The 26,618-nt window shown below is 66.9% G+C and carries 20 protein-coding genes; 10 read left to right on the top strand and 10 right to left on the bottom strand.

Annotated elements, in window-relative coordinates; all coding sequences use genetic code 11:
* Window positions 1-3: 3 nt before the first annotated feature.
* The 4 genes from dndE to dndB are packed head-to-tail and all read right to left on the bottom strand — an operon-like array spanning window position 4 to window position 4,935.
* Complete coding sequence (gene dndE / locus JJL56_RS01515) at window positions 4-381, bottom strand: DNA sulfur modification protein DndE (RefSeq protein WP_200483909.1); 378 nt, start codon at window positions 379-381, stop codon at window positions 4-6.
* Window positions 381-2,360, bottom strand: coding sequence for a DNA sulfur modification protein DndD (dndD, locus tag JJL56_RS01510; protein WP_200483908.1), 1,980 nt, complete (start codon window positions 2,358-2,360; stop codon window positions 381-383). The genes dndE and dndD overlap by 1 nt, the downstream gene beginning before the upstream one ends.
* Window positions 2,361-2,363: 3 nt before the next feature.
* Window positions 2,364-3,848, bottom strand: coding sequence for a DNA phosphorothioation system sulfurtransferase DndC (gene dndC, locus JJL56_RS01505; protein ID WP_200483907.1), 1,485 nt, complete (start codon window positions 3,846-3,848; stop codon window positions 2,364-2,366).
* Complete coding sequence (gene dndB, locus JJL56_RS01500) at window positions 3,838-4,935, bottom strand: DNA sulfur modification protein DndB (protein WP_200483906.1); 1,098 nt, start codon at window positions 4,933-4,935, stop codon at window positions 3,838-3,840. Before dndB ends, dndC begins: the two co-directional genes overlap by 11 nt.
* 101 nt (window positions 4,936-5,036) lie before the next feature.
* Here dndB and JJL56_RS01495 point away from each other — a divergent pair, with 101 nt between their 5' ends.
* The 6 genes from JJL56_RS01495 (at window position 5,037) to rpmG (ending at window position 14,467) form a co-directional block, all read left to right on the top strand.
* A complete protein-coding gene (locus JJL56_RS01495; protein ID WP_200483905.1) occupies window positions 5,037-6,173 on the top strand; it encodes an aminotransferase class V-fold PLP-dependent enzyme in 1,137 nt (378 codons plus the stop codon).
* Window positions 6,174-6,193: 20 nt separating this feature from the next.
* Entirely contained in the window at window positions 6,194-8,776 is a 2,583-nt protein-coding gene (locus JJL56_RS01490) for a DNA phosphorothioation-associated putative methyltransferase (RefSeq protein WP_200483904.1), read from the top strand.
* Between the two features lie 616 nt (window positions 8,777-9,392).
* Window positions 9,393-9,689 carry a transposase gene (locus JJL56_RS01485; protein ID WP_200483903.1) on the top strand — a complete coding sequence of 99 codons (297 nt, stop codon included), beginning with the start codon at window positions 9,393-9,395 and terminating at the stop codon, window positions 9,687-9,689.
* A 425-nt stretch (window positions 9,690-10,114) separates the two neighbouring features.
* The gene (gene rnr, locus JJL56_RS01480) at window positions 10,115-12,400 is read left to right on the top strand and encodes a ribonuclease R (RefSeq protein WP_200483902.1); all 2,286 of its coding nucleotides are present in this window, start codon (window positions 10,115-10,117) and stop codon (window positions 12,398-12,400) included.
* Window positions 12,401-12,615: 215 nt separating this feature from the next.
* The gene (locus JJL56_RS01475; RefSeq protein WP_145623812.1) at window positions 12,616-14,139 is read left to right on the top strand and encodes a S41 family peptidase; all 1,524 of its coding nucleotides are present in this window, start codon (window positions 12,616-12,618) and stop codon (window positions 14,137-14,139) included.
* A gap of 160 nt (window positions 14,140-14,299) precedes the next feature.
* Window positions 14,300-14,467 (top strand): 50S ribosomal protein L33, encoded by a 168-nt coding sequence (rpmG, locus tag JJL56_RS01470; protein ID WP_012974790.1) that lies wholly within the window; start codon window positions 14,300-14,302, stop codon window positions 14,465-14,467.
* Between the two features lie 93 nt (window positions 14,468-14,560).
* Here the strand turns inward: rpmG and JJL56_RS01465 are convergent, their stop codons facing one another.
* The 5 genes from JJL56_RS01465 to JJL56_RS01445 form a co-directional block, all read right to left on the bottom strand.
* Window positions 14,561-15,958: a PleD family two-component system response regulator gene (locus JJL56_RS01465; protein WP_145623813.1), complete on the bottom strand. Its 1,398-nt coding sequence runs from the start codon at window positions 15,956-15,958 to the stop codon at window positions 14,561-14,563.
* Window positions 15,959-15,985: 27 nt separating this feature from the next.
* On the bottom strand, window positions 15,986-16,363 hold the full coding sequence (locus JJL56_RS01460) for a response regulator (protein ID WP_200483901.1): 378 nt from the start codon (window positions 16,361-16,363) through the stop codon (window positions 15,986-15,988).
* Between the two features lie 186 nt (window positions 16,364-16,549).
* Window positions 16,550-18,277 (bottom strand): sensor histidine kinase, encoded by a 1,728-nt coding sequence (locus tag JJL56_RS01455; protein ID WP_345772528.1) that lies wholly within the window; start codon window positions 18,275-18,277, stop codon window positions 16,550-16,552.
* A gap of 109 nt (window positions 18,278-18,386) precedes the next feature.
* Window positions 18,387-19,181, bottom strand: coding sequence for a GGDEF domain-containing protein (locus JJL56_RS01450; RefSeq protein ID WP_200483900.1), 795 nt, complete (start codon window positions 19,179-19,181; stop codon window positions 18,387-18,389).
* 248 nt (window positions 19,182-19,429) lie between these two features.
* Complete coding sequence (locus JJL56_RS01445) at window positions 19,430-20,416, bottom strand: 2-hydroxyacid dehydrogenase (RefSeq protein ID WP_200483899.1); 987 nt, start codon at window positions 20,414-20,416, stop codon at window positions 19,430-19,432.
* A 105-nt stretch (window positions 20,417-20,521) separates the two neighbouring features.
* On the opposite strand from JJL56_RS01445, the gene JJL56_RS01440 reads away from it, so the two are divergent.
* Window positions 20,522-21,400, top strand: coding sequence for a cell envelope integrity EipB family protein (locus tag JJL56_RS01440; protein WP_211110835.1), 879 nt, complete (start codon window positions 20,522-20,524; stop codon window positions 21,398-21,400).
* A gap of 191 nt (window positions 21,401-21,591) precedes the next feature.
* The gene (locus tag JJL56_RS01435) at window positions 21,592-21,789 is read left to right on the top strand and encodes a hypothetical protein (protein WP_247877053.1); all 198 of its coding nucleotides are present in this window, start codon (window positions 21,592-21,594) and stop codon (window positions 21,787-21,789) included.
* A 111-nt stretch (window positions 21,790-21,900) separates the two neighbouring features.
* On the opposite strand, the gene aspS is transcribed toward JJL56_RS01435, so the two are convergent.
* On the bottom strand, window positions 21,901-23,730 hold the full coding sequence (gene aspS, locus JJL56_RS01430; RefSeq protein WP_145623819.1) for an aspartate--tRNA ligase: 1,830 nt from the start codon (window positions 23,728-23,730) through the stop codon (window positions 21,901-21,903).
* Between the two features lie 166 nt (window positions 23,731-23,896).
* Here aspS and rnd point away from each other — a divergent pair, with 166 nt between their 5' ends.
* A complete protein-coding gene (gene rnd / locus JJL56_RS01425; protein ID WP_200483898.1) occupies window positions 23,897-25,063 on the top strand; it encodes a ribonuclease D in 1,167 nt (388 codons plus the stop codon).
* 264 nt (window positions 25,064-25,327) lie between these two features.
* Complete coding sequence (locus JJL56_RS01420; protein WP_186452829.1) at window positions 25,328-26,617, top strand: hypothetical protein; 1,290 nt, start codon at window positions 25,328-25,330, stop codon at window positions 26,615-26,617.
* Window position 26,618 lies beyond the last annotated feature (1 nt).

Below are 26,618 nucleotides of genomic sequence, written 5' to 3'. Positions count from 1 at the left end.
TCCTCAGGCGGACGCCTTGGCAGTGAAGTCGGCGATACTTCGGATCCCGCGATCGGTTGCGAGATAACCGATCCCCCGGTGCAGGTGCAATCGGAACTGTTGAGCGATGGTCTCGTCGTCGTGGCCCAGCCCGTCCCGGATGCAACGCGCACGCACGAGTGCGGTGTAGAGTTCGGCATAACGGCCACCGAAGACCTTCCAGGACATCTCGACGTTGCTGTCGGCCACGATCTTCACAGGCGGGGGGACCGTCGGTTCGGCGAGAGAGACGCAGAGGGCCCAACGGCACAGGACGTTCCAGTGCTCCATCCCTGTGTGCCGCTTGAGCCGGATCAGCTGCTCGCGGGCATGCTGGCTCAATTTGACGTGCTCGACGGCCATCACCTTGCTCCCCCGAAATAGCCAGGACGGACAGTGGTTGCAGCCCGCGCGTCGTCGTACTCCAGGGCGTACGAGCGCCCGACCCACGGCTCCAGCGTCTCGTAATACTTGCCGAAGATCTCCTCGTCTGTGGAGAGGAGAATTACCTGATGGCTCGCCCTGGGGAAATAGCGATTGAGTAGCAGCTTCCTGTGAGTCGAATCCAGACGTCCGAGCGGTGTGTCGATGACCGTAGGCAGCGGCCGTGACGACGCACGGGCAAGCCCCCAGAGGACTGCGACGGAAAGCAGCTGGCGTTCGCCGGCCGAAAGCCGCTCCGGGGTGAGAGATTTCCCGTCCTTGCCCTTCAACGCGAGCGCGAACGTTTCGGGGTCGATTGAGATGTCCGTGACGAGCGTCCCCTTGCGCAGGAGTTGGTGGAGGCTGTCGAGGACCAGCCCCCCGATCCTTTCGGCGTGGCGGCGAACGGTCTCCTTGCCGAAGCCCTCCAAGGTTTCGCGGACGCGCACGCAAGCCGCGACCACGCGTGAGTTCTCCCTCACCGCGACCAAGTCCTCGGCGAGGTCTCGGCGTTGCCGCTCCAATTCCTTTTCCTTCCTTTCGACCTCGCGCGCGATCGCCTCTCGCTCGGCGGCCTTCCGCCTCAGTGCGGTCTCGACTTCGGCGGCTTCCGCCAACAGCCGGTCGCGGTCGGCCACCAAGGAGGCAAGCGCGTCGGCTGACGGCACGGCTTCGACAGCGGCTCGGCATTCCTCAAGCCTGGCTGCCGCTTCAGCTGTGGCCGATAGGTTGGCGGCAAGCTGGACCGAGGCTGCGGGCAGATCTCTGGAAAGGAGTTCCGTGAGGATGCCCCTGGCTTCGCCCCCCAGGCGGAACATGGGTTCGCCGGCCGCGGACGCCCGCCTTTCCCTGTCGGCCTTCAGGAAGGATTCAAGCCTCGCCGAGACGTCCCCCAGAACGCCCCAGGACGCCAGGGCTTCGAGGACCCCGGCGTCCCGTTCTCCCAAGGCTGCGGCCATTTCTCGGTCGAGCGCGGCGCGGGCCTCGGCGCCGTCCCGTTCGGCCACCTCCTCCAGGAGGTCCCGGACGAGGAGGAGCGGGGCGGGACCGGTGGCGAGGTCGCGCAGCGCCCTCTCCGCGACCGAGTGGCGTTCGCGGGCGGCGGACAGTTCTGCTTCGATCTCGGCTCGGCGGTCGTACAGCGCTCCGCCTTCTTGGCGGTAACGCTTCTCGGCCCTGCCGATCAGGTCGCGGACACGGGCGAGCCGCGAGTTGAGGACTGCCTCCTCAGTGTAGGCGGCCTGGCGGCGCGCGACGGCCTCCTCCACCTCCGTCTCAAGGGCGGCAAGGGCTTCACGGCCGCCTGCATCCTTGGATTCTGCCCTCTTCCTCCGTTCCAGCAGGGTGAGGTCCGAGGCCAGGCGCTCAACGAGGTCGAGGCCTAGGAGGCTGTTCACCGCGGTGGCAATCATCCGCGCCGATTGCTTTGGGTCGGCGTACCCTTCGATCTTCTCGCCGTCGTAGAGGAAAAGGGGCGCCAGTCTGGACGGCATGTACTCCTCGACCTGCTCAGCCCAGTGGTCGGTCAGCAGCGGGTCCATCCGGTCGTCGACGATCACCTCAAGGCGCTCGCTGCATCCCTTACCGGTCCTCGACCATGATCGGCGGACATGGAACCGGTGCTCCCGGCCTTCGCGCATGTGCCGGAAGCCGAGTTCGACCGCCGCCTCGGGGACGTCAGCGCCCCGGCTGATGCAGGACGAGAGGTAGTCGGCGTACGACGTCTCGCCACGGCCGGAGCAGCGCGCGTGCGGGCCGAACAGGGTAAGCTGGAGTGCGTCGAGCAGGGTGGTCTTGCCTGCTCCGTTCAGACCGCCAAAGAGCACGATGGGGCGCTCGGCGGACGCGGGCGTCAGCGGAATTGTCTGGCGGCCGAGGTAGGTGCCAAAATTGTGGAGGGTGATCTCGTCGAACAGCATCGGTCAGTATTCCAAAAGCGCGTCGATGGCAGCCGGCGTCTCGCCGTTCAGCGCGTCGCGGCGGGCCACCGCGAACGCCAAAGCGTCCTCCTCGCCGTCGAAGGCGCCCCGCCGGATAGCCTCCTCCAGCTCCCTATAAATCCCGGGGCGCTTCACCATGGTGCGGTGCTTGCGTTCGATGGACAGGAGCTCGCGGACGAGCTGGAAGTGCATCCGGTCGCCGCAGACCCTCTCCAGCACGGCGACGTCGGCGGCGTTCAACGCCATCGCGTCGTCGATCCGTCCCCCAGGGTAGGGCTCGCCGCATTCCTCCGCGTAGATCCGCGGCAGGCTGTCCTCAATCTCGTGCTTCTCCGTAACCCAGATTCGGCGGATCTCCTCCAGCTCCTCAAGCGAGACGAGGGTCACGTCCTTCATATCCTCGGGCGCCGCCTCGCGGGCTTTCCTCTGGGCGCAGAGAAGCTTGCGGAGCCACATTTCGCGCGCCTGCTGGGTGTACGGCCCATGGATGAGGGCGTCCTGGCCGGCGCGCCGGTAGAGGGTGAGCTGGCCGTTCATCCGCCGGAAGTCGCGCAGCTCCCGGTCGTCTTCGTCGAGCTCGTTCCGGAGTTCCAGCAGCGGGCGCATCCACTCCTTCTGGGAGTCGTTCACGATCATGGCCTGCATCGACTTATCCTGCTCGACCATCGTGCAGACCCAACAACCGAAACGGCTGTCGCCGCAGCTCGGAGTAGAGGAGTCGATCACCAGGGGGCATTCGCCGTCGGGGGAGGCACCCTGGTAGAGGTTCATGAGCTCATCATTGCTCACATCCCAAGGGTTCACGGTTTGGGTGAGGAACATCCAGATGTCGTCATTGGTCCACTCCTCCACCGGGCTGTAGATGTAGGCGCTCGGGAGCGATTCGTTGGGGCTGAGCCGTCCCCTTACGCGGCGGGCCTCGGCCCTGGCCATCACCTTGGCGCGTGCCTGGCTCTCCGCCTTGCGGGTCCCCAGCACTACGATGGCTTCGCCGTTCTCTCGGACCATCTCGCTGATGAAGCGATTGGACGGATAGATCTTCAGGCGCTCGGTGCACCACCTAAACTTCGGTCGCGGCGCGGGGTATCCGCGTCCGATGAGGTTGACCCAGAACGAGTTCGTGAGGTCGGGGGTAAGCCTGTGGACCGAGATCGGCAGGCCGGAGCGCTCCGCGGCGGCGGCCATGAGCCCCAGCGAGGCGTTCACCCAACCGGCGACTACCGGGTTCTCGACCAGAGTGTCCGTGCTGATGACATGGACCTGCTTGGTCCGCCTGTCCTCCGGCATGGCCGCCAACGCCATCCACACCAGCTGGAGCGTGGCCGTGGAATCCTTGCCCCCGCTGTAGCCCACCACCCAAGGGATCCCGTCGCTCCAGTAGAGCTCGGAGATCTCCTCCAGCAGCAGAGCCACGGTCTTCCTGAAGCCAAGCTCCGAAAATGCCGAACGGCGACCTTCACCCGACATGTTCGCTCCTCCTGAAAGCGTCCTCAAGCCTCTGCTCCTCGGGGGAGAGGGACAGAGACAGGCTTTGCTTGATCGCCGCCGTCGTCAGCAGCACATTTGCAAGGGACTTCGAGACCTTGCCGCCGATCAGCGCGCGACCTTCCCAACAGGCGGCGTTCGACCTGCGCCAGTCGATCGAGCCGAGGCCGCTCAGCTTGCCCTTCCAGTCCCGCGCATGGTGGTGCAGGAGGCTGTTGCCGACGCGGCCCAGGGCCTGGAGGACTACGCCATGGGAATGGATGTAGTCCTCACGGACCTCGCCGGCAGTGATCCTGCCCTTCCTGACGAGCTCCCATTCCCTCATGTGCCTGGCCACCTCCTCCCAGTACGCCGCGGCAACCTCGGCCCGCTTCTCCGCGCCCTCGACGTCCACGTTGGACAGAAGGGCGGCGGTCGCGGTGTAGATCGCCGATAGGGTGAAGAGGCGTCGCGAACGCGCGGACAAAGTCGAACGTTCCATCTCGACCACGTCGCGGAATACGGGCGAGCGTGCCACGACCAGCTTGGCCAGCTTGGCCTTGTCGTCCCTGTGGTCATAGAGGACGCCCAGCGACTTGGACGGGCGGAGCGCGTGCCTGTTTAGGTCGGCAAACATCTGCTGGCAGCGTTCCAGACCGACGTCCAGGAAGAACACGACAGCGATGCTCTCGTCCCCAAGGGCGGGGTTCTCGCGCAACGCCATGTCGATGGCTGCCCGGCGGTGCTGGCCGTCGTTGATGACGAAGCGGGCGCTCATGGGGATGCGCAGGACACCCACCCTGCTTTCCGGGCCTTCGGAGCTAATCGGCTCGAACGACACGTCGGCGTCTACGGACGCGGTTATCGCCGAGAACACGTAATCATCGGGATTCGTCAGGATGTAGCGGGCGATCTCCGGGAGCCGGGCCTTGTTGAGCTGGCGCTGCGCGCGGAGCTCCGGCACCATCTCGTCCTCGTTGAAGAGGAACACCTTGGGCAGAAGCCTGAGCGGGCACATTGAGACGTAGAACTCCCGGTGTGCTTGGACTCCGCGTATCGCTGGGAAGGCGTACTCGAACCCGCCGGTCATGATGTGCCGTTCGTCCTGTCAGGAGGTGATTGGGTACGTCGAGTGTGCTATAGAGGTCCCTCCTGTTTGTCAATTCCGAAACAAACTTTGCCTTGGACGCCATGCACGGACCCACGTATCTCGACTGCAATGCCACCACCCCCCTGGACCCCGAAGTCCGCGATGAGATGCTCAGAATGTTCGACATCGAATACGGCAATCCCGGCAGCCGCACGCATGCGTTCGGCGCAAAGGCCAAGGTGGAGGTGAACGACGCGAGGCAGAAGGTGGCCGCCGTCGTCGGCGCCAACCCGGAGGACGTCGTCTTTACCTCAGGCGCGACCGAAAGCAACAATATAGCCATCTTTGGGCTCGCCAAGCATGGCAGGGCGAAGGGGCTCAGGCGCATCGTCACGACCGCAATCGAGCATAAGAGCGTGCTGGAGCCGTGCGCCGCGCTCGCGGCCGAGGGCTTCGAGGTAGTCACTGTAGCGCCCCGGGGGGGCGGCAGGGTACAGGTGGAGGACGTGCTTGCCGCCGCGAGCCCGGACACGCTGCTGGTGTCCGTCATGCACGTGAACAACGAGACAGGCGTTGTTCAATCGGTCGCCGAGATCGCTGAGGGGCTAGCGGGAAGGGACTGCTTCCTGCATTGCGATGCCGCCCAAGGATTCGGCAAGGAATTCGAGCAGCTCCGCCACCCAGGGATCGATCTAGTCTCCGTCAGCGGGCACAAGATGTACGCCCCGAAGGGCGTTGGCGCCTTGGTGATGAAACGGCGGAAGGGGCGCCGTCCGCCTATGGCCCCGGTCCTGGTCGGCGGCGGGCAGGAGCTGGGGCTTCGCCCTGGCACACTCGCCGCGCCACTCATCGTCGCCTTGGGCAAGGCTGCGGAGATCGCCGTCCGCGATCGTGACAGGCGGCGGAAGGCATGCGAGCGGCTGCGTGTCGAAGCGCTTGAGGCTCTTTCCCCCTTTGCGCCGGAGGTCAACGGCGATCCTGAACACACCCTGCCCCACACGCTCAACGTCTCGCTGCCTGGGTTGCGGTCGGAGGCGCTCATGCTTGCCCTAAAGGACGTCATCGCGGTGTCCAACGGTTCCGCATGCACCTCGAACAGCTACGAGTCCAGCCATGTCCTGAAGGCGATGGGGCTTTCCCCCGAGCGCGTGGCCGGCGCCCTGAGGCTGTCCTGGTGCCATATGACCCTGTCTCCGGACTGGAAGGCAGTCGCGGAAGGTATCAGGCTGATGCTCTGACAGGGACGGGAGGAAGGGCGTTGGGCGGCAAGGTGGTCGGCAAGGCGGTCGGCGCGAGGCTCTACCTCCACGTTTCGGCGCTCAGAGACGCCATGCCGGAGGACGCCGCGAGGGTGCGGGCAGCCGCGGCGCTGTCCGGCGCGACGGACTTCAATGTCGTGCGTATCGAGCGTCTCGGGGACGGGGTCGCCCTGCTGGAGTACCCAGGCTTCTTCGAGGAGGCGTGTCCGAGCCTCCGACGGAGTTGGAGGGTGGAACCGTCCACCAACCGGGTCTCGTTCCGGGACTATTCAGACTCCCTCAATCCACCAGTCCTCCACCGCAAGGAACTCCTCCTGCCGGACGGGCATCCCGAGGCCGGTCGGTACGCCGCGCTGACAGCCGCCCTTGAGTCTCTGGGCCTCTTCGATGACCCCGTAAGGATCGGCTTCCGGTCGCAGTGGTCGAGGCTGCTGAGGGAGGCGGGGTACAGGATCGTTGGCCACGATCTGGTCCCCATTGGCAACGACGAGGAGGGGGACGGGGACTGGGGGCCGGATGGGGCGCAGGTTCGGAGGCACTTGACCGCCCTTTCTCGCCACGGTCTTTCGGCCCCAATGTCCGCGATGCTCCGCACGGGGCTGCTCGACGGCGGAGCGACGCTGTTCGACTATGGCTGCGGCAAGGGCGACGACGTGGCGTCGCTCAGGGCCATGGGGGTCGCCGCCTCCGGATGGGACCCGCACTACGCCCCAGACAATCTGGTGGCCAGGGCCGACATCGTCAACATCGGTTTCGTCATCAACGTAATCGAGGACCCCGCAGAGCGGCGGGAAGTCCTCATTAGGGCTTTTGGACTCGCCGACGTCGCCGTCTGCGTATCCGCGATGCTGACCCACGGTGATGCGATCCAAGGCAAGCCGTACGCCGATGGGATACTGACCCGCTGGGGGACGTTCCAGAAATACTATTCCCAGGCGGAACTCCGGGCTTATGTGGAGAGGACGCTCGGCGTCCCCTCAGTCGCTCTTGCCCCGGGAGTGTTCTTGGCCTTCAGCGACACGGGGGCCGAGCAAAGGTTCCACCTAGGGCGCTCCCGCAGCAGGCTACGACTGAGGCCTCCGGCAGAACCAAGACCGCTGCGGGTCCGTTCGGTCAGGGAGCCGAAGCCGCCGAAGGAGCCGAAAGCCCCCAGAGAACCGAAGCTGCCGAAACCGCCGCCCCCCCAGCCTTGGGAGCTTTGCCCTGACGGCTTCGCCACCCTGAAGGCCGTTTGGGAGGAGCATGGAAGGGAACCCGGCCTTGAGGAACTTGGCCCGCTGCCCGACGTTGAGGCCGCGTTCAGGTCGATGGCCCGGGCCTTCAGGGCCGCATGGGACCGGTTGGACCGCGCGCGTCTGGAGGCCGCGCGCGCCCAACGTGCGGAGGACACGCTTGTGTACCTGGCCCTTCAAAGGTTCAGGCGTAGGAAGCAGTACAAAGAGCTCGACCTTTCCCTGCGGCGGGACGTAAGGGCCTTCTTCGGCGACTATGTATCCGCCCTTTCGGAGGCCGAAAGGCTTTTGGCCTCAGCGGCCGCTCCGGAGGCTCTCGCCGAGGCGGCCGCCAGGGCGGCCGAGCAAGGCCTGGGATGGCTGGCCGAGGGAAGGTCGCTGCAGGTCGACGCATCGCTGATCGAGCGCCTACCTGCGGTCCTGCGTGTCTACGTAGGCTGCGCCGCGGTGCTGTATGGGGACGTGGAGATGGCAGATCTGGTCAAGATTCATCTCGGCTCAGGCAAGGTCACAATGATCCGATGTGACGATTTCTCGCTGCCGCTGCCGGAGGTCGTTGAGCGGGTGAAGGTCAACCTGCGCACACAGGACGTCCGCGTTTTCTCTTACGGACCCGAGACCAGTTTCGAGCCTCCCATCCTCTACCTCAAGTCCCGCTTCATGAACGAGGAGACGTCGGGGTACGCGGAGCAGGCCGCTTTCGACGCTAAGGTAGGGACTCTGGTCAAGGTCGACGAGGCGTCCCGCGGGCCTAGCGGGGAGGAGTGGGCTGCGCTCCTCGCCAAGGCGGGGCTTGTCGTGGTCGGGCACGATCTGGTGGAGGACGACCGTCCGCCGTCCCTCGACGACCCGTGCGGGGCGAACCTAACCTACAGGGATTTGATCGCCTGCGGCGAGACGGCCCTTACTACAGGTCTCCCGAACCTGCCCAAGAATCCCGAAAGCTGGAAGGCCCTGCGGGCGCTGACCGAGAACGTACTCGACCCAGTCATCGACTGGTTCGGCGCCATCGAGCTCACCTATGGCTTCTGCTCCCCTGAGCTGGCAAAACTCATTCCGGGCCGGATCGCGCCCGAGCTAGACCAGCACGCCGCCCATGAGACGAAGCCGAACGGCTGTCCGGTCTGCCCTCGGCTGGGCGCGGCCGTCGACTTCCTCGTTCGGGACGAGGACATGCTGGAGGTCGCCCGGTGGGTTGCCGCGAACATCCCGTTCGACCGTCTATATTTCTACGGCCGCAATAGGCCCATCCACATCTCTTACGGTCCCGAGGCGAAACGAGAGGCGTACGAGATGGTTCAAGTGCCCGTGGGAAGGCGGATGATGCCGAAAAAGCTCCGTCTCTTATGATCCCATGTCCAAGGGGTGAAACAGCGCAGTCCCGTATCCTCCTTATCAGCAAGGGGGGCACTGGACCAATTTCTCTGTCCACGTCCACTCCACCGCCTGACAGGGTAGCGGTCCCGCATCCGCCCGCCAGAACCGACCAGCCCGCCGTCGGGAGGAGTCCGGGGAGATTCCCGGCGCGCGGCGGTCTGGCCGTCCCGGCGTACGCGGCGCGCACGCGGGGCTTCCGGCGGTGTCGCGGCGGGGCGGCCCGACCGACCTGGATCAGGGAGCCGCTGGACAGCCCCTTCTGCACCGAGGTGACGAGATCCTGTTGATATGCGGGGCTGCCGCTCCGCGGCAGGTGGCCGAGAACACGGTTGAGCGTGTCGCGCTTCCACACCCGGAGGGCCTTGTGGTGTGCGTTTAGTTATGCGGCCAGCATCCTTGATGCCGCCGTACGCGGCGAGGGCGGCCTGGAAGCGGCTGGCGAAGGTGGGCTTGTCGAGGGTCGCGATCTCCTCCGGCGCGATCGCCAGCGTCACGACCACCGGCGCCGCGCGTAAAGCCGGGGATGCGATCGGGCCGGTAGCCGACTCGGGAACCGGCGGTCCGGGGTCCCGGCTCGGCGGGCGGCGGGTTGTCGTTGCCGACCGCGCCCCGCACGACCGTCTTGGGGGCGCCCCCTGCCGGTTCCGCCGACCTGACCAGCGGCCGCATCAGCTCCGCCCTGCGACGGCGAAGCATCATGCCGGTGATTCGGACCAAGAGCAATGAACGGTCCGACCCGGCTTTCGACCGCGACGCCTATCGGGAACGCAATCGCGTCGAACGTTTGATCAATCGGTTCAAACAGTTCCGCCGGATCGCCACCCGGTATGAGAAGCGCGCCGCCCACTATCTCGCCATGATCATGATCGCGGAGATTCTTCTATAGCTCTGAACTTTCCCAATACGGCCTAGCCACCCGCGCAGCGGTGGTTCAACGCTCTGAAAGATCGAGTGAACAGGCTTCCCTGACGGCCGGTTTCGAGCCACGTGAAAGGATACTGCTGTAGCACTTGCCTGCCGCACAAGACCATGCGATATGTAAAGACGAAACGCGCAACCTGTTGATTCTTCATCGTGCGGCACCGCGCCGGTGACGGTAGTTGGGAGTCCTAGTCCCCCAACCACTTTTCCTCTTCGCCATTGCACCGAGCCTGAAACAGGCGGGCGTTGTTCTCAGCGGCGCATTCCCACTTTTAAAAGGTGTCGACGAACGGCTTTGAAGCTTTCGCGCGGTGGCACCATGGCGTCACGGTTGGATTCGCCGCCTCCAGGGCTTACTTAAGCGGTCCCCCCTCCACGGCACGAACTCCCTTGACCGACACGCCCCGCCGCTCCGGCAGCTTTCCCGACAAGGACACGATCCTCTCCTTCATCCGCTCCAGCACGACGCCGGTGGGCAAACGCGAGATCGCGCGCGCCTTCAAGCTGTCGGGCAGCGACGACCGCGAAAGACTGAAGGAGCTTCTCAAGGACCTGGAAGCCGACGGCGCCGTGGAACGTGGGCGCAACAAGCGCGTTGCTCCGCCGCGGTCCCTGCCGGAGGTCGCGGTTCTGGACGTGATCGGCGTCGATGCGGACGGCGAGGTCACCGCCCGCCCGATCACCTGGACGGGTGAGGGCACCCCCCCACGCATCTTCATGATGCCGGATAAGAAGGGACACCCCACGCTGGGGGCGGGCGACCGTGTGTTGGCGAAGCTGAGCCGCATCAACGACCGGCTGTACGAGGCGCGCACCATCCGGCGGCTGGACGGTACGGTGGGGCGCGTTCTCGGCGTCTATTACCCCGCGGCGGACGGCGGACGCATCGTCCCGACGGACAAGCGCAACAAGACCGAACTGCTGGTCCTGCCGGCCAACCGCAACGACGCCGAGTCCGGTGAGCTGGTGCTGGCCGACCTGCTGCCGGCATCGCGGATGGGGCTGCCGCAGGCCCGCGTCGCGGAGCGGCTGGGCCACACGGCCGAGCCGCGCGCCGTCAGCCTGATCGCCATCCACACCCACGGGCTGCCCACCGAGTTCCCGCCCGCCGCCCAGCGCGAGGCATCGCACGCCGCCGTTCCCTCCCTGACCGGACGGACGGACCTGCGCGACCTCCCGCTGGTGACCATCGACGGCGCCGACGCCCGCGATTTCGACGACGCGGTGTGGGCGGAGCCGGACTCCGATCCGGCGAACCAGGGCGGCTGGCACCTGCTGGTCGCCATCGCCGACGTGGCCTTTTACGTGCGCCCCAATTCGGCGTTGGACCGGGCGGCCTACGAGCGCGGCAATTCCGTCTATTTCCCCGACCGCGTCGTGCCGATGCTGCCGGAGGCGCTGTCGAACGACCTCTGCTCGCTGCGCCCCCACGAGGACCGCGCCTGCGTCGCGGCGCATCTGTGGATCGACCGTCATGGCGCGCTCCTGCGGCACCGTTTCGTGCGCGGCCTGATGCGCTCCGCCGCGCGGCTGACCTACGAGCAGGTGCAGGCGGCCCGCGACGGCGCCCCGGACGAGGCCACGGCGCCGCTTTTGGAGACGGTCATCGCCCCGCTCTACGGCGCCTACGCTTGCCTGTGGTCTGCCCGGTTGCGCCGCGGCACGCTGGAGTTGGATCTGCCGGAACGGCGGGTGCGGCTGGACGAGCGAGGACGGGTGGCGGAGATCGCGGTGCGCGAGCGCCTCGACAGCCATCGGCTGATCGAGGAGTTCATGATCTGCGCCAACGTCGCGGCGGCGGACAGCCTGGAACGGGCGGGCATGGCCGGTCTGTTCCGCGTCCACGACCAGCCGTCGCTCGACAAGCAGGAGACGCTGCGGGAGTTCCTGACCGGCATCGGCTACACGCTGCCGCGCGCGCCGCGGCTGACCCCGGCCCATTTCACCGCGATCCTCGACCGCGCCGCCGGGACGGCGGACTCGCAGCTGGTCAGCGAAGTGATCCTGCGCAGCCAATCGCAGGCGGAGTACAGCCCGGAGAACATCGGCCATTTCGGCCTGTCGCTCGACCGCTACGCCCATTTCACCTCGCCGATCCGCCGCTACGCCGACCTGATCGTCCATCGGGCGCTGATCCGCGCGCACGGGCTGGGACCGGGCGGGCTGGACGACGCGGCCATGGCCGGTCTGGCCGACATCGGCGAGCACATCTCGATGACCGAACGCCGCGCCGCCACGGCCGAGCGCGACGCCATCGACCGCTTCACCGCCGCCTTCCTGGCCGACCGCGTGGGCGCCCTGTTCACCGGCCGGATCTCCGGGGTCACCCGCTTCGGCCTGTTCATCCGGCTCGACGAGAACGGGGCCGACGGGCTGATCCCCGCCAGCACCCTGCCCGACGACCAGTACGAGCATGACGAGCGTGCCCACGCCCTGGTCGGCCAGCGCACCGGCCGCCGCTATCGGCTGGGCGCCGCGGTGAATGTGGTGCTGATGGAGGCCGATCCGCTGACCGGCAGCACCCTGTTCGTCCTGCCCCGCGCCGAAGGAGATGTCGGCGGGGATTCGGCTGGTGGCACCGATCATCCGTTGCAATCCGGCCACCCGGACCGCCCCCCGCGGAGCGCCCGTTTCGCAGGCCGCGCAACCCAGAAGCAACGGAAGCGTGGCCGCTGAGTCACAGTGGTGGACATTCCGCAACAAAGAGTCTTGCCCCCGACTTTTGTCCCGCCAGCCCTCATTTCTGAAGTGCTATTCCTTATCCGTTCGAATCCGGCGGGCGACCGTCCGGGTCCGCCTGTGGGAAAGGAGGCCGCGTACGGCGCGCCATGGGCATACGGAAACGAGGTTTTTCACCGCGCGGGCGTCTGTCGATCCCGCTCGCGGCTGCCATGTTCGCCGTTGGCCTCGGAAGCCTCGGCGGAACGCTTCCCCGTCCGGCCGCCGCCGCGGCCGAACCCGCCTTCATCAGCGAGCAGGTGTTCGCCGTCGCCTACGGCAAGATCGCTGAAGTCTATCTTCAACAGGTCGATTTCGGTCGGCTTGGCCTGGACGGGCTGAAGGGACTCGCGACCATCGATCCCACCGCCCGCGCCGAGCGCCAGGGCAACACCGTACGCCTGTACGTCTCCGGGAGCCTGATCGCGGAGTACGCCGCCCCGTCGCTATCCGACGCCGCCGGTTGGGCCGCCCTGACCACCAAGGCGGTGGAGCGCGCCCGCCTCTATTCCCCCACCCTCTATCAGGCGGTGCCGGAGCGCGTTTATCAGGTGGTGCTCGATTCCGTGATGACGGATCTCGACGGCTACTCCCGCTACACCGGCACCCAGCGCGCCACCAGCGAACGCGCCCAGCGCGAGGGTTATGGCGGGATCGGGCTGTCGCTGGAAACGGCGAACGGGCGCACCCTGATCCGCAACGTGCTGCCGCGCAGCCCGGCGGACCGCGCCGGCTTCCGCAGCGGCGACCAGCTTCTGGCGATCGACGGCGACCTGACCGCGCGTCTGAGCGAGGCGGACATGCGCGACCGTTTGCGCGGGCCGACCGGAACGATGGTTCTGCTGACCGTGGCGCGCGACAACACACCGCCCCGCCGCGCCCCCATCCGGCGGGAGCGCGTGGTTCCCAACACCGTGAACGCCAGCGTGTCCGAGCAGGTCGGCGTGCTGAAGGTGGACCGCTTCAACGCCGCCACCGCCTCCAACCTGCGCGACGCCGTTCTCTCCACGCGGCAGAGCATGGGCAAGGGCCTGCGCGGTTTCGTGCTCGACCTGCGCGGCAACCCCGGCGGCCTGCTCGACCAGGCGGTCGCCGTGGCGGACCTGTTCATCGCCCAGGGAAAGATCATCACCACCGAAGGCCGCCACCCCGACAGCCGCCAGCGCTTCGAGGCCAGTCCCGACGACATCGCCGAAGGGATGCCGCTGGTCGTTCTGGTGGACGGGCGCTCCGCCTCCTCCGCCGAGGTGGTGGCGGCGGCGCTCCAGGACTCGGGCCGCGCGGTGGTGGTGGGCGCCTCCTCCTACGGCAAGGGCAGCGTCCAGACGGTCACCCGCCTGCCCAACGACGGCGAGCTGTTCCTGACCTGGAGCCGCATCTACACACCCGCCGGCTACACCCTGCACCGCCAGGGCGTGCAGCCGACGGTCTGCACCAGCCGCAACGGGCAGGACGACCCCGTCACCCTGCTGTCCGACCTGCGCGACGGCCGGGCGCGCCCGATGACCCAGTTCGCCGGCTGGCGCGCCCGCGCCGCCGACGACGAGGAGGCGTTGGCCCGCCTGCGCGAAGCCTGCCCGTGGAAGGAGCACGAACCGGAACTGGACCTGAAGGTGGCGCTGCGCCTTCTCGCCGAACCGGCGCTCTACCAGCGCGCGGTCGCCCTGTCCTCCACCAACACGGTGGCGGAGCGCTGAGTCGTTTTCCGCCCCGGATTGCGGGAAAAAAAGGACTCCGATCGGCCCTTCCGGCCACTTTACAAAGGCTTGACATCGCGGCTGTAGCGGGTATCTTCCCCCGCTACGACGCCGCCCCGCCGGGCTGGCGGGTCACGGATTTTTAGTCGGGATTGAGATCATGGCGAAGCAGAACACCGTCCTCATCAAGCTGGTGAGCACGGCTGATACCGGGTTCTTCTACGTGAAGAAGAAGAACCCGAAGAAGACCACCGAGAAGCTGTCGTTCCGCAAGTACGACCCGGTGGCGCGCAAGCACGTCGAGTTCAAGGAAGCCAAGATCAAGTAAGGTTTCCCGGACTGCCGGAATCAGAAAGGCCGCCTTCTGGCGGCCTTTTGCTTGTCTGGACACTGCCTCGCCTCGTCAGCTGCCTCGGTTTCGTCAGGGGGACAGCAGCGCTTTGGCGGGAGGGTCGGCGATGGTGCGGTTGCGCCCGGCGCGCTTGGCCTCGTACAGCGCCTCGTCGGCACGACGGATCAACCCCTCGGCGGTATCGCCCAGCCGGCCGCCCACCGTCACGCCAATGGACACCGTAACCGGGATCTCGCCCACATCGGCGGACACCTTGAACAGCGTGTCGGCAATGAGGCCGCGCAGCCGCTCCGCCACCGTCAGCGCCGCTTCGGCATCGGTGTCGGGCAGGATGACCACGAACTCCTCGCCGCCCAGCCGCGCCACCAGATCGAAGGTGCGCAGGTTGCGGCTGGCGCGGCTGGACACCTCCTTCAGTACCTCGTCGCCCACGGTGTGGCCATAGCTGTCGTTGACGACCTTGAAATGGTCGATGTCGAACAGCAGGATCGCCACCGGCTTGTGGTTGTCGATCGCCCGCTCCAGCAGCCGCGGCAAATGAGCGTTGATGTAACGGCGGTTGAAGACGCCCGTCAGGCTGTCGGTCAGCGCCATGGACAGGCTCTGCTCGTAGTTCGCGCGCAGACGTTCCTGATAGCGCTTGCGCCGGATCTGGATGCGGGCGCGGGCCAGCAACTCGTTCCGGTCGATGGGCTTGCTGATGTAGTCGTTCGCGCCGAGTTCCAGCCCCTTGGCAACGCGGTTCAGGTCGCCCTCCTCCACCATCAGCAGGATCGGCACCTGCCGGGTCCGCTCGTGCGAGCGGAGCTGGGAGCACAGGCGCAGGCCATCCTCGTTCATCAGGGTCAGGCTGATGACCACAAGATCCAGATCGTCGGCCAGCGCGCGCTCCAGCGCCACGGCGCAGGCGTCGGCGGCCATGACATGGGCGTGGTCGCGCTTCAGCGTCTCGGTGACCCTGTCCAGATCGAGACGCGAGTCCTCCAGCACCAGGACTCGGGCGCCCTCGAAGGACTCGCTGTTCAACGTGCCCGTCGGCTCGAGAACCCCCAGCTGGCCGGAGGTCGTCTCGCGCAGCCTCCATTCGTCCATCATCATCTTCAGGCGGACGAGCGACCGCACCCGCGCGAACAGCGCGACGTCGTTGACCGGCTTGGTCAGGAAATCGTCGGCTCCCGCCTCCAGCCCGCGCACGCGGTCGGCGCCATCGGACAGGGCGGTGACCATCACCACCGGGATGTGCATGGTCGCAGGATCGGAGCGGATCTTTTCGCACACCTCGAACCCGTCCATGCCGGGCATCATGACGTCGAGCAGAACGATGTCCGGCGACTCCCGACGGACCATCTCCAGCGCCTCGGGGCCATTGCTGGCGGTGATGACGTTGAAATACTCGCGCGTCAGCTTCGCCGCGAGCAGCTTCACGTTCGGAAGGACATCGTCGACGACGAGGACGCGAGCGGACATGGAACGTGCGACCGATCCCGTAACAGGTTAGCGGAGGAACTTCTGAACGGCTTCCAGGAACCTGGTGACCGAGATCGGCTTGGCGATGTAGTCCTCGCAGCCGCCTTCCCGGATCTTCTCCTCGTCCCCCTTCATCGCGAAGGCTGTCACCGCGATGATCGGAATGGACTTGAGTGCCGGATCGTCCTTGATCCAGCGCGTGACCTCCAACCCTGACACCTCCGGCAACTGGATGTCCATGAGGATCAGATCCGGACGGTGCTCCCGCGCCATGGCCAGGGCATCCATCCCGCTGCGGGTCTGAAGCGTCGCGTAGCCGTGCGCTTCCAGCAGATCGTGGAAGAGCTTCATGTTCAGCTCGTTGTCCTCGACGATCAGGACACGCTTCACGGTTCGGTCGTCCATCGGCGCCTTCTTGGGGCTGTTCGGTTCCGCGAGCATCGTGCCACCCGCGCTCCTGCTTGCAGCGACCACACCCGGAGAGATCGGTATAGCCCGTTCACTGTCCCGCCGCGACGGTTAAATTGTCGTTAGCGATGCCGCTCGCGGCCGGCCGCTTCCCGCGAAGTCCCGAGGATTCCACGGGTTCCGTCATGCGATCACCCGCTCCGGCGGGAAGTGCAGGTCGATGCGCGTGCCCTGCCCCGGCGCGCTGGACAGGGCCAGCCGCCCGCCATGGGCCTCCACCAGGGAGCGCACGATGGACAGGCCCAAACCGGTTCCGGCGCCGTTGCGGATGCGTTCGCCCGGCACCTGACGGAAGGGTTCCAGCACGGTGTGGCGGTGCTCCTCCGGGATGCCGATTCCGGTGTCGATCACGGCGATGCGCAGTCCGGTTCCGGTCAGATCCTCCGCGCGCGTCACGTCGATAGCGACGCGACCGCCCGCCGGGGTGAACTTGACGGCGTTGGACAGCAGGTTCAGCAGGATCTGCCGCAGCGACCGCCGGTCCGCACGCAGGCGCGGCAGCGGCCGAGGAAACGAGGCGTCGAAGGCCAGCCCCGCCGACGTCAAAGACAGCTCCTGAAGGGCGTAGACCTCGCCCACCACGACCGCGACATCCACATCGTCCTCGTGCAACGCGACGTGCCCCGCCTCGATCTTAGACAGGTCCAGGACGTCGTTGATGAGTTCCAGGAGGTGCGCGCCGGAGGCGCGGATGTTGCCGATGCAATCGCGCTGGCGGTCGGTCAGCGGGCCGGTTCCCGGATGCAGCAGGAAGTCGGCGTAGCCGATGACGGCGTTCAGCGGGGTGCGAAGCTCATGGCTCATCCCGGTCAGGAAGTCCGACTTGGCCCGGTTCACCTCGGCCTGCCTCGCGGCCTGCGCGACGCGGCGCTCGCGTTCCACGGCGCGTTCGGCGGTGTCCAACATCAGGCTGAGCGCGTCGGCGGCCATGGCGGCCAGCATCCGGGTGGCCAGAGGCACCCCCTGAGGACGCCGGTGATGGCCGGAGATCACCCCCCACGGCTTGCCGGCATGGGCGACCGGCACGGTCAGGGCCGCCCCCGCCCCCATCCGCCGCAGAAAATCAAGCCAGGCCGGCGCCGGGCTGCGCAACTGCGCGTGGGCCAGATCGGGCGGCGGCACCGTGGTGTCGGCGTGCAGCAGGGGAACCGGCTCCGCCGCATGGTCGGGCATCACACGCACCCGTGGACTCCCGTCCGGGGCGCCGTCGAAGGCGGCCGCCGGCAGGGCGGAGCCGGGATGGAGGTCCGGGGCGGCGTGGTTCCAATCCGGCGCCTGGTCCTTCGCCACCACCTCTCCATTGCCGAAGGCGTCGAAGCGGCACACGATCACCCGGTCCAGGCCGGTGAGACGGCGAATGGTGTGGGCGGTATGTGCCGCGATGGCTTCCAACCCCGCGGCGTCGCGGAGGGCGGCGATCCCCGGCATCGGACCGGACGGCGGCGCCGTGGCGGCGCGGCTCTCCGGCCCGGCGGGTGGGCGCTCCACCTCCAGGATCACCCGTCCGCCATGCTCGTGAAGGAACGCCGGAAGCGGTTCCTCCCCCGGCGGCGTCACGGCCGCATGCAACCCCAGCGCCCGCAGGTCCGGCGGCAAGGCGCGCAACTCCGCCAGCAACGCCGCAAGCTCGGGCAGTTCCAGCACGTCGACGCTGCGGCCCAACAACCGTTCCGGAGCAAGGCCGAGGAAATCCGCCGTGTTGGCGCTGCAGGCCAGGATCGTCGCGCCATCGCCGCGCAGCGCCACCAAGGCGCCGTGCGGCTGTATCGCGGCGGCGGTGGATGACTGCTCAGCCGGGGATGGGGGCGACGGGGGACTCGGGCGATCCGAAGACGTGTTCAGAGCAGCCACCTTTGCGACGGAAAGGTGCAGATGCTGCGGCGGGATCAGCGTCCGGTCAAGCGCGGCTTGGGGGGTGCGACAGGCTGACCGATCCGGGTTCCGCGCGGCCCGGCCCGGCTCAGGCGGTGGCCCGGCGGTTCGTCGCGGAACGTGCGCCGGGCTGTCCGGCCTTGCGTCCCGGCGAGCGCGAGCGGCGCCCGGCCTTGTTGCTGTACATGTGGGAGTCGGCGAGCCGGATCACCTCCTCCTCCCGATCGTCGGCACCATAGGACTGCACCCCGAAGGAAAAGCGGATCGGCAGGTCGGCGTTGTTCCACTGGACGCCGCGCCGACAGGCCGCCGTGGCGATCTGCCGGGCGCGGGCGGAGCCGCAGGCTGCGTCGGTGTTCGTCAGCAGCAGAGCGAACTCGTCCCCGCCCAGGCGGGCCACCACGTCCTCCTCACGAACCGCACCGACGAGCAGCCGGGCGACCTGCCGCAAATAGGCGTCGCCGGCCATGTGGCCGTGGGTGTCGTTGATCCGCTTGAAGCCGTCCAGATCGATGATGACCAGCACCCCACCGCCCTTGCCGTTTCCTTTGGCCCTCTGCCGCCGCGCGGCGGCGATCTCGCGCCGGAAATGGCTGAAGAAGCCGCGGCGGTTCAGCAGACCGGTCAGTTCGTCCGTCATGGACAGGCTTTCCAGGTAGGCGATCCGTTCGCGCTGTTCGGCGATGGTGGCACGGGCCTCGGCAAGTTGGTTTTCCAGAACCGAAGCCTCCACGGTCACGGACACCGCCGGATGGGCGAGGCGGGAGCCGCGCAAAGGGGGCATCCGCAGCAGGCGGTCGTGGGTCCCGCGATCGAAAGGCCGTCCGTCGTGAAGCTCGGCGGCAATGGCTTCCGGGTCCTGGGTGGTCACGACGGCGCTCATGGGCTTTCTCCGCATGATCGGCACTGGCTGCGCCGAATTCACAGCAATCGCCGTGCCACATGAGGATTTCCAGAAGCCTAGGCCTTTCGTCCCGGCAACTTCTGCCGGGCGAGGCCGCCCCCAGGCAGGATTTGCCGAGGGAACGGCCGATTACGGAAAATTTTATCTACTTTTGATTTATTTTCTATTTCGAACGGCTTTCGAACAAACGGCCTGTCCGGGATCGGACAGCCCCGCTCGCGCTACCATCACGCCACGCGGTCCGGCGGCGCCGCCCCGGCGAAGAAGGCGTCCAGATTGTCCAGCGCCTTGAAGCCCATGGCGTTGCGGGTTTCCACCGTGGCGCTGCCCAGATGCGGCAACAGGAAGGCGTTCTCCAGCGCGCGGTAGCCGGCGTGCAGGTTCGGCTCGTTCTCGAACACGTCCAGCCCCGCGGCGGCCAACCGTCCGGAGGCCAGCGCGGCGATCAGCGCCTCGTCGTCGACGACCGAGCCGCGGGCGGTGTTGACCACGATGGCCCCCGGCGGCAAGCGCCCGATCCGCTCCGCGTTCAGCCAATGGGTGGTTTCCGGAGTCGCCGGGAAATGCAGAGACAGCACGTCGCAGATCGCCAGCATCGCTTCGGGATCGGCGTGGTGGACGGCGCCGGCCTCCTGCTCCGCGGGCAGGCGGCGCCGGTTGGAGTAGTGGATGGTCATGCCGAAGGCGCGCGCCCGCTGCGCCACCGCCTGCCCGATTCGGCCCATGCCGATGATGCCCAGCCGCTTCCCGCCCAGGTGGGTGCCGAGAAGCTGGGTCGGCGTCCAGCCGGTCCAGGCGCCGGCGCGGATCATCCGCTCCCCTTCCGACGCGCGCCGCGCCGCGCCGAGCATCAGCAGCAGCGCGATGTCGGCGGTCGCGTCGGTCAGCACGTCCGGGGTGTTGGTGACGATCAGGCCGCGGGCCTTTGCCGCGTTCAGGTCGATGTGATCGGTGCCGACCGAGAAGGTGGCGACGATCCGCACAGCCTCTGGCAGGGCCGCGATGGCCGCGGCGTCCAGCCGGTCCCCGGCGGTGCACAGGATGCCCTGGGCGCCGGCTTCCCCCGCCAGGGCCGCGATGTCCGCGCCGGACAGCGCGCGGTCCTGCGGGTTCAGCCGGGCGTCGAAATCGCGCGCGGCGCGGGTCTCCACCGCGTCGGGCAGGCGCCGGGTCACCAGGAGTACGGGCCGTGATGCGGGAGAGTCGCTGCGCATGAATCCGTCCTCAGCCTTCCGTTTATTCGGGGGGTCGGGCCTTCCGCTCCGACACCGAAACACCCATAATCCATCCGACGCTGCCAATCACCTGTGGATGTCGCTTTGCAGAACCGCCGCTCCGCCGCCCGCCTCGCCCTTTGCGCGACCATCGGCGCGTTCCTGGTGTCCCTGACCGCCCTTCCCGCCGCCGGCCCGGCCCAGGCGGCTCCCGCCAACGCGGCGGGCGCGGCGGTGGGAGCGGCGGCCGGTGCCGCGGCGAACATCCTGCCGCACCGCGCCGTCTACAAGATGTCGCTGCTGTCCGCCCGCAACAGTTCCAAGGTCAGCGACGTGCGGGGCCGCATGCTGTTCGAATGGGCCGACGCCTGCGACGGCTGGACGACGGAGCAGCGCTTCCAGCTCCGCTTCGTCTACGCCGAGGGCGACGAGATGGCGATGACCACCAATTACACGACGTGGGAGGCCAAGGACGGCCAGCGCTACCGCTTCAACGTCCGCAAGCTGATCAACGGGGAGGAGGACGAGGAGGTGCGCGGCGACGCCCGGCTGGCCAAGGACGGCACCGGCACCGCCGTCTTCTCCAAGCCGGAGCCCCAGGACATGGAACTGCCCCCCGACACCATGTTCCCGACGGCCCACACCCTTGCGGTGCTCGACCACGCCGGCGCCGGCGACACCTTCTTCAACCGGGTCGTCTTCGACGGCGCCGATTCGGAAGGGGCGACCGAGGTGTCCACGGTCATCGGCGCGGCGGTCCAGACCAAGGAGGACGGCGCCGACCCGCTGCTGAAGGGCAAGACGGCGTGGCCGGTGCGCATGGCCTTCTTCCCGTTGAAGAGCGATTCGGCCCAGCCGGAATATGAGATGAGCCTGCGCCTGCTGCAGAACGGCGTCGCCGAATCCATGCAGATCGACTACGGCGATTTCACCGTGAACGCCATCCTGGAAAAGGTGGAGGCGCTGCCGAGGTCGGGCTGCTGACCGCCGAACGCAAAGGCACGATCGCAAAGGTCACAACCCATGGCGCATTTCGTTACAATTCATTTTGCCATCTTTTGGGGAAACTGGCCTAAACTGTGCATGGTGCGCTCACGCCTTCGCGGATTTGTGGCGCGCACCGACAGCAGGATGAGGGTTTCCGTATGGCCAAGAAGCAGGTTTTGGTGGGACAGGTGTTCCAAACCGTTGGCGCGACCAACGGGCGGTCCTGGCGTGTGCGGGAGACCGTGACCCTGTTCGGCATCCCGCATGCCCGCGTGGTCAGCACGGAGGACGAAGGCGACGCCAAGACGCTGAGCTGCTTCGTTCTGGTCGACTCCAACTATTACCGCATGATCGGATCGGCTCCCGCCGGCAACGTCGCGGCCTGACGCCTTTCCGTTCCCAATAAGAAAGCCCCCCGGCCTCGCGGACGGGGGGCTTTCTTATTGGCCGCCCTTCCCTCCCCGCCGAAGCGGGAAGGGAGGGAAGAGCCCGGATGGTCAGGTGGCGGCCTTCGGCGTCTCGGCGGCGACCTTCGGCTTCGGCAGGTCCAGCTTCAGGTGCAGTTCGCGCAGGCGCGCCTGATCCACCGGGGCGGGAGCCTGCATCAGCAGATCCTCCGCGCGCTGGTTCAGCGGGAAGGCGATGACCTCGCGGATGTTCGGCTCGTCGGCCAGCAGCATCACGATGCGGTCGATGCCCGGGGCCGAGCCGCCGTGCGGAGGGGCGCCCAGCTTGAAGGCGCTCAGCATGCCGCCGAAGCGGGCTTCCAGCTCCTCCGGCGGGTAGCCGGCGATCTCGAACGCCCTGTACATCAGCTCCGGCAGATGGTTCCGGATGGCGCCCGACGACAGCTCCACGCCGTTGCAGACGATGTCGTACTGGTACGCCTTGATGTCCAGCGGGTTCATCGTGTTCAGCGCCTCCAGGCCGCCCTGCGGCATGGAGAAGGGGTTGTGGCTGAAGATGACCGTGTTGGTCTCCTCGTCCAGCTCGTACATCGGGAAGTCGACGATCCAGCAGAAGCGGAAGGCGTTCTTCTCGATCAGGTCCAGCTCCTCGCCGATCTTCGTGCGGGCGAAGCCGGCCAGCTTGGCCGCCGGGCCGGGCTGGTCGCACACGAAGAAGACCGCGTCGCCGTCCTCCACGCCCGCCGCCGCCCGCAGCTCCGCCTGGGCGGCCTCCGGCACGAACTTGGCGATCGGGCCCTTGCCGCCGGCCGCCTCGAAGATGATGTAGCCGAGGCCCGGCGCGCCGAGACCGCGCGCCCAGTCGTTCAGCTTGTCGAAGAAGCTGCGCGGCTTGTCGGACACCTTCGGGGCGCGGATGGCGCGGACCACGCCGCCCTTCTCCAGCGTCTGCTTGAAGGCGCGGAATTCCACGTCGTCGCGCTTGAAGACGGCGGTGACGTCGGTGATCTCCAGCGGGTTGCGCAGGTCCGGCTTGTCGTTGCCGTACTTCAGCATCGATTCCGCGAAGGAGATGCGGCGGAAGGGCGGCTTGTCGATGGCCGGCGGCGTCTCGCGGCGGAAGCCGCCGAACTCGTCGAAGATGCCGTGCAGCACCGGCTCGATGGCCTCGAAGACGTCGTCTTGGGTGACGAAGGACATCTCGAAGTCGAGCTGGTAGAACTCGCCGGGCGAACGGTCGGCGCGGGCGTCCTCGTCGCGGAAGCAGGGAGCGATCTGGAAGTAGCGGTCGAAGCCGGCGACCATCAGCAGCTGCTTGAACTGCTGCGGCGCCTGGGGCAGCGCATAGAACTTGCCCGGATGGTTGCGGCTCGGCACCAGATAGTCGCGGGCACCCTCCGGCGAGGAGGCCGTCAGGATCGGCGTCTGGAACTCGGTGAAGCCCTGGTCGATCATGCGGCGGCGCGCCGACGCGATGACGCGCGAGCGCAGCAGGATGTTCTCGTGGATGCGCTCGCGGCGCAGGTCCAGGAAGCGGTAGCGCAGGCGCACGTCCTCGCCGGCGTCGGTGTCCTGGTTGACCTGCAGCGGGATCTGCTCCGCCTCGCCCTGCACCGTCAGCTCGGCGATCTGCACCTCGATGCGGCCGGTCGGCAGACGGTCGTTGATGGTCTCCGCCGTGCGCTTGACGACCTTGCCGGTCACGGTGATGACCGATTCCAGCTTCAGCCGCTCCGCCGCCTGGAAGGCCGGGTTGGAGGTGTCGACCACGCACTGCGTCAGGCCGTAATGGTCGCGCAGATCGATGAACAGGAGCTGTCCATGGTCGCGCTTGCGGTTGATCCAGCCCGACAGGCGGACAATCTGACCGGCGTTCTCTTCGCGAAGCTGGCCGCAGGTGTGCGTGCGGTAGGGGTGCATGGGTCGAAACACCTTGGAAAAGGTCGGAATCCTGCGCGGAAAGGCGGCCCGACACACCACACCGACAGCGCGGGAATGTCAAGCCGCCATCCGCGTTCGCTGCACGCTGGGAGAGTTGCCGAAGGGCGAGCTTTCGCGCGGACGCGCGCTCGTGTATGAAGCGGCCATGACACTCATCACGACCACCGAAGACCTTGACGCCTTCTGCCGCTCGCTGGCCGGGGTGGACTACATCACCGTCGACACCGAATTCCTGCGCGAGAAGACCTATTGGCCGCAGCTCTGCCTCGTGCAGGTCGGCGGGCCGAACGGCGCGGTCGCCATCGATCCGCTGGCCGAGGGCATCGATCTGGCGCCGCTGTTCCGCGTGATGGTGGACCCGGCGACCCTCAAGGTGTTCCACGCCGCCCGGCAGGACGTGGAAATCTTCTGGCACCTGTCCGGCCAGATTCCCCACCCGCTGTTCGACACCCAGGTTGCGGCCATGGTCTGCGGCTTTGGCGAGAGCGTGGGGTACGAGACGCTGGTCACCAAGCTGGCCGGGGCGCGCATCGACAAGTCCAGCCGCTTCACCGACTGGTCGCACCGCCCGCTGACCGAGCGGCAGCTGACCTACGCCCTGTCCGACGTGATCCACCTGCGCCCGGCCTACGAGAAGCTGAAGCGCCGCCTCGTCCGCTCCGGCCGCGCCCACTGGCTGGAAGAGGAGATGGCCGTCCTGACCGATCCGGCCACCTATCAGGTGGACCCGGACAGCTCATGGCTGCGGCTGAAGGTGCGGACCAACAAGCCGCGCTTCATGGCCGTCCTCAAGGAACTGGCGGCGTGGCGGGAGCGCGAGGCGCAGCGGCGCGACCTGCCCCGCTCGCGCGTGCTGCGGGACGAGGCGCTGCTGGAGATCGCCGCCCACGCCCCGACCAGCGTGGACGACCTCGCCCGCACCCGCGGCATGGGCCGCGGCTTCGCCGAGGGGCGGCAGGGCGCCGACGTGCTGGCCTGCGTCCAGAAGGGTCTGGACCTGCCGGAGTCCGAGCTGCCGCGCGTCGAGCCGCGCGAGGAGCCGCCGCCCGGCCTGCAACCGATCGTTGAATTGCTGCGCGTGCTTCTGAAGATGAAGTGCGAAGAGAACAATGTGGCGTCCAAGCTGATCGCCTCCGCCGCCGATCTGGAGGTCATTGCCGCCGACGACGAGGCCCAGGTGCCCGCAATGCAGGGCTGGCGCCGGGAGTTGTTCGGCGAGGACGCGCTGTCGTTGAAGCGTGGGCGCATCGGATTGGCGGTGCTCGACCGCCGTGTCCGCGTCGTTCCGACCGGCAATGGGGAGGGGTCGTAAACGGCCCCTTCCAGAATCGTTCCAGAATGGCGCAAGAGTCGGCTTGGGCCGTTACAGGTCCGGTCAGCTTCGCGACCTTTAGCCAAAATTATGAAACAATTCATCGCAATTAACAGCGCTTTAAGGCATTGTTAAAAAAGGTCAGGGTTAATAAGTCACGGGCTCCGTATCCATGCCGTGTATCGGCGCGACATGGTTCGCGGATGGAATTCTCGCCTATAAGGTGCGCACACGCCCTATGCGCACACCCGGGGGATTTCGCGTATGAGCAGGTTCGGCGGCAAACCACCCATGGGACGCGACCGCGTCCGCCTCTCCACGACGGAGAAGCAGGCTGCCGTCGCCGCTGCGAAGGATCAGAAGCCAGAATTTGACAACGACAAGCTGCTGAATCTCCTCCGCTCCGCGAAATCTGAATTGCAGGGCATGCGCCTGATCCACATGCACCTGTCGCTGCTGCGGGACAAGGACCCGTCCAGCCAGATGATCGTGCGCACGATCATCCAGGAACTGGCGAGCAAGGCCTCCTATCTCCAGTCATTCAACATTTCCAACGGCGACGTCATCATCCTCTACAAGGGGCTGAAGCTGACCGGCGTCACCGACGTCTGCCAGAAGGTGGAACAGATCTTCCTGGCGAAGACGACGCTGATCGGGGCGAATCCGTACAAGGAATTCTCGCTCTACTCGATCATGGAACTGGCGTTGAACTTCATCAACGTCATCCGGTTCATCGAGGAATTGCAGGCCAACGAAACCGGCGACCACTCCAACGAGACGAAGCCGCCGATCACGCTGGAGGAAATGGCCAAGCTCGAACGCTCCATGCAGATGTTCGACCTGTCGCCGTTCCTGTTCAACCAGGCCATCGCCAACATCGGCCGCAACGCCGAAGAGGACATGGCCTATTTCGAACTCTACATCTCCATCAAGCTGCTTCAGGAACGGCTCTGCCCGGACTACGACATCACGGCCAACAAGTGGCTGTTCAACTATTTCACGGCCAACCTCGACCAGTCGGTGCTGCGCGCGCTGAACCACGGGCTCAGCTTCATGCGAGGCCGGCGCATCGGCATCAACATCAACCTGTCCACAGTCATCTCCACCGGCTTCGTGAAGTTCGACGAGCGTCTTCCCCTCGATTTCCGCGGGCAGGTGGTGCTTGAAATCTCCAAGGGCGACCTGATCGAGAATCTGTCGCTGTTCAACGAGGTCGTGGAGTTCGCCCAGGACCGCCGCTACCAGATCGCGGTGGACGGGCTGAACCCCTTCTGGGTGACCAACTTCGATCTGGAATATCTGAACGCCGACTACGCGAAGATCTTCTGGTCCAACGACATGCTGGAGATGGACCCGACTTTCGAGAAGTACTTCATGGAGCGCATCCAGGAGCAGGACCGCTGCAAGTTCATCCTGGCGCGCTGCGACAGCGTGTCGAGCCTCGTCTACGCGAACAAGGTCGGCATCACGATGGTGCAGGGCCGCGCGGTGGACAACATCCTGCGCAAGGGCGTGAGCGTCCGCGAAGCCATCGCCCACGCCAAGGTGGCGTGAG

Source organism: Azospirillum aestuarii, from assembly GCF_016632405.1.
In the GTDB taxonomy this organism is placed as follows: Bacteria; Pseudomonadota; Alphaproteobacteria; order Azospirillales; family Azospirillaceae; genus Azospirillum; species Azospirillum aestuarii.
The sequence above is the reverse complement of the archived record's forward strand: the minus strand, read 5'-3'. Positions and strand labels throughout refer to the sequence as shown.